Here is a 3,874-nt window from a genome sequence, read left to right on the forward strand (position 1 = left end):
GCCTTGCCCGGAGCTTCCATTCCATATGCCGATGATGGAACTGCCCGGCGGCCACGTCGCCGACCTTCATCTCTTTGGTGACAGCAGCTCGGTGTGGCTGGTGTTTCTCGACGCCACGCCCGAACGCGACCACCAGCAGCGGCTTCAGCAGAAGGCTTATGAAATGACCCTCCTGCAGGAGAGGGAGCGCCAGCTCAATGCCAAGCTGCAATCGACGAACGAGGCGTTAAGGGAGAGCCAGGAGGGCTTGTCGCGCGAATACCGGCGCGCCGAATCCCTGCTCCTCAACATTCTTCCAGCGTCGATCGCGGAGCGGCTGAAAGCGGATGAGCAGATTGCGGACAACCATGCGGAAGTCAGTGTGCTCTTCGCCGACATCGTAGGTTTTACGGAAAAGGCGCGGAGCGTCGGAGCCGCGCCCACGCTCGCTATTCTGAATTACTTCTTCAAGTCGGCGGATATGCTCTCGGAAGAATATGGATGCGAAAAGATTAAGACCATCGGCGATTGCGTAATGGCGGTCTCTGGCCTGCCCACCGCGCGATCCGATCATGCGCAAGCCTTGGCGCATTATGCGCTCGAGCTACGGGCGGCAGCCAGGCGCGAGCGCTTCGCAGGCGAACCGCTAAGCCTCAGGATTGGAATTCACTCCGGACCGATCGTGGCGGGCGTCATAGGCAAAAGACGGTTTGTCTATGACCTGTGGGGCGACACCGTCAATCTCGCCGCACGCATCCAAAAGGCCGCTGAGCCCGATGAAATCCGTATTTCGGATGCAACCCACCAATTGCTCACACCCGATTTTGCTTGCGAGCCGCTTGGGGAAACGGAATTGCGTGGCACAGGTCGCGTGCGAATGTGGCGGCTCTAGGCACCTTTACGCTTGCCTCAAAGGCATCCTATTTTGGAGGGCAGCAGCCACTCGCGGGCATAGAAAATGTCGGTACTGCCTTTCTTAAGAATTTACGCGCCGCTCAACGCGGTGCTGGCTGCGCCTGGGCTTTTGGCGGTGGCTGGGCTCACGATACCGGACATGTCCGGACGAAGCAGGCTGGCTCTGGCTGCAGTACTCGCTGCCATTTGGGGCGCCTATCTCCTGCAAATGGCCGCGACGCTGCTTAAGCGTGAGGCGGGAGGCGTTCGGGACAGGACGCCGGCAATCGCCATCGATGTACTCGCGGTCTTGGTTCCACTCGCCGCATTTCTGCTCGTTGGCACGCCCGACCGGAGCCTCTACTGTGCTGTCTGGCTCCTGAAACCGCTGCGCGACTCGACTTTCTTCCCAGTGCTGGGCAGAGTCCTGGCCAACGAAGCGCGCAATCTGATCGGCGTCACCACGCTCTTCGGCGTCGTTCTGTTCGGCGTCGCGCTCGCGGGCTATGTCATCGAGCGCGGCATCCAGCCGGAAAAGTTCGGCAGCATCCCCCAGGCAATGTGGTGGGCGGTGGTCACGCTGTCTACCACCGGCTATGGTGACGCTATTCCGCAAAGCTTCGCCGGCCGCGTCCTGTCCGGGGCCGTCATGATGAGTGGCATCGGCATCTTCGCCCTCTGGGCCGGCATTCTTGCCACCGGCTTCTATCAGGAAGTCCGTCGCGGGGACTTTGTCCGTAATTGGCAACTGGTCGCCGCCGTGCCGTTGTTTCAGAAGCTCGGACCGGCCGTGCTGGTCGAGATCGTGCGCGCGTTAAGACCTCGCACCGTGCCGGCGGGCGCCGTGATCTGCCGCAATGGCGAGATCGGTGACCAGATGTTCTTCGTCGTGGAGGGGCGCGTCAGCGTCGCGACGCCAAATCCGGTGGAGCTTGGCCCTGGCGCCTTCTTCGGCGAGATGGCGCTGATCAGCGGCGAACCGCGCATGGCGACCGTCAGCGCCGCAACGGCGGTCTCACTGCTATCGCTGCACTCGTCGGATTTCCAGATGCTGTGCAGCAGCAGCCCGGAGATCGCGGAAATCATCCGCAAGACCGCGCTCGAGCGGCGCGGCGCGGCGCCGATGGCTTGACCGCACTAAGAAGTGCAACTGCGGGACGTGTCCACCCCCCGGCTCCACAATTGAGGTAGCCGACGATATCATCGATCGCCGGCATTAGGTATCATAGCTTTCCTACTCCGTTGTGCCGGCTTTTTTCCTACGCCGGTTGGTGTGCGACTGCGCGACGGCCAGTTTCAACTCGGGTGTGATCTGCAACGGCGCATTCTCTGCCCCATGTGGGCTCTGCAGCCCCTCGACGTGAACGGTCGGGAATGGCAGTTCGATGCCCTGCTCCTTGAAGGCCTGGCGGAGGCGTAAAAAGAATCTCCCCTTCATAGCGAAGGCACCTCCCGGTCTGGTTGTGACCTTGACCCTCAATACGATGCCATACTCACCGAACTCCTGTACGCCCTGCATCTTGATCGGTTCGATCACCCAGTTCTTGAATTCTGGATCTTCCGCCAGTTCCAGGCCTATCCGCTTGATCAGCTTGCGAGCGAACTCGATGTCGGTGTCATAGCCGACGGTGATGTTGAATTTGTCGGTAACCCAGTCACGGCTCTGGTTCTGGACGGCTCCGAGTTCACCGAACGGGATCGTGAACAGCGGGCCACGATGGTGACGCAGCTTTACGGAGCGCAACGAAAAGCTCTCCACCGTACCCCTGTAGCTACCCGATGAAATGTATTCGCCGACACGAAATGCATCGTCGAGCAGATAGAACACGCCCGAGATCACGTCCTTGACGAGGGTTTGGGCGCCAAAACCCACAGCGACGCCAACGACGCCGGCGCCGGCGATCAGGGGGCCGATCTGGATACCGACCGAGGCGAGCATCATCAGCACCGCCATGACGACGATCACTGCCAGTAGAATGTTTTGGATGATGGGCAAGAGCGTGCGCAGCCGCGCCTGCTGCGGATCGACGACCGGCATCTCCTCGTCGCTGATTACCGCGTGCGCTTCGATGCCCAGCTTTCTCTCGATCAATGCCTTGATGATCGACCAGCCGAAATCGGCGGCAAGCGCAATGACAATGACATTGATCAAGCCGCGCAATATGAGAGTGGTCGTCGTGTTGCTGTCCTGCATCGATTGCATGTCCAAACCCCAGGCACTCGCAAGAAGGTAAGCCGCCGCCAGGATCAAGATCATCCGGACTGCGCGATCGATGACAGCGATCATGACCGCCGGGATCGTAGGCCGGCCGGCATCTTCCGAACCCGGCCGCAGGACGAAATTGACCCCGCGCTGCGTCAGGACGATTGCGAAAGGCAGGAAGAATGCGGCGAAGGTAAACCAGAACAATATGGGAAGGCCGGCGATGCGCAGCAGGAACAGGACGACGAAGTAAGCAGTCAAAAACCATGTCGCTGCCGTGTGACCGTGCCCATCGTTCCGCTGTGTTCTTGGCCGACGCCAAACGGCAATCAGAAAGAGCAGCAGCAGCACGAAATCGGCACCTACCGACAGCACCAGCATTCCGTCCTGATCAATGCCGAGACCCGGCAAGAGGATGAACGCGGCGGCGAAGAAGGCGAAGATGCCGAAGATCCTGGGTACCCAATAGAACCAATGGTCGGCCGTTTCGTTGGTCACCGGCAAAGCACGAACCTCGACGGCGTTCTCGACCTGCATGAAGGAAGGGACGAGCAGGGCTGCGAGATACATGCGCACAGCCGCTGTGGCGACCGCAGCCATCAGAAAGGTCAGCACGATCTCGCGGATAAGCATTGGCCAGTCAAACAACATGAACGCGCCGGCGCTGCCCAGCGCGAACGAGACGATCAGCAGGCTGGAATAAAGCGTGCGGCCGCCAATCTTCCTGGCCCGCCCAATGGGCGTATCCTTCGATTGCGCGATGATCCACAAACGGAACGGGCGGGTGAGCTTGTACGC

General features: G+C 60.4%; 3 protein-coding genes. 2 read left to right on the forward strand and 1 reads right to left on the reverse strand.

The genetic code is table 11. The annotated features are described in order from the left end of the window. Together EOA28_RS27885 and EOA28_RS27890 are read left to right on the forward strand one after the other, a co-directional pair. A partial coding sequence (locus EOA28_RS27885; RefSeq protein ID WP_148670891.1) for an adenylate/guanylate cyclase domain-containing protein occupies positions 1–871 on the forward strand: 871 nt, incomplete at its 5' end. Between the two features lie 66 nt (positions 872–937). Then, on the forward strand, positions 938–2,005 hold the full coding sequence (locus EOA28_RS27890; protein WP_126081333.1) for a cyclic nucleotide-gated potassium channel: 1,068 nt from the start codon (positions 938–940) through the stop codon (positions 2,003–2,005). 102 nt (positions 2,006–2,107) lie between these two features. Here the strand turns inward: EOA28_RS27890 and EOA28_RS27895 are convergent. After that, on the reverse strand, positions 2,108–3,874 hold a 1,767-nt coding region (locus EOA28_RS27895; protein WP_128315490.1), incomplete at its 5' end, for a mechanosensitive ion channel family protein.

The organism is Mesorhizobium sp. M2A.F.Ca.ET.067.02.1.1 (assembly GCF_004023285.1).
In the GTDB taxonomy this organism is placed as follows: Bacteria; Pseudomonadota; Alphaproteobacteria; order Rhizobiales; family Rhizobiaceae; genus Mesorhizobium.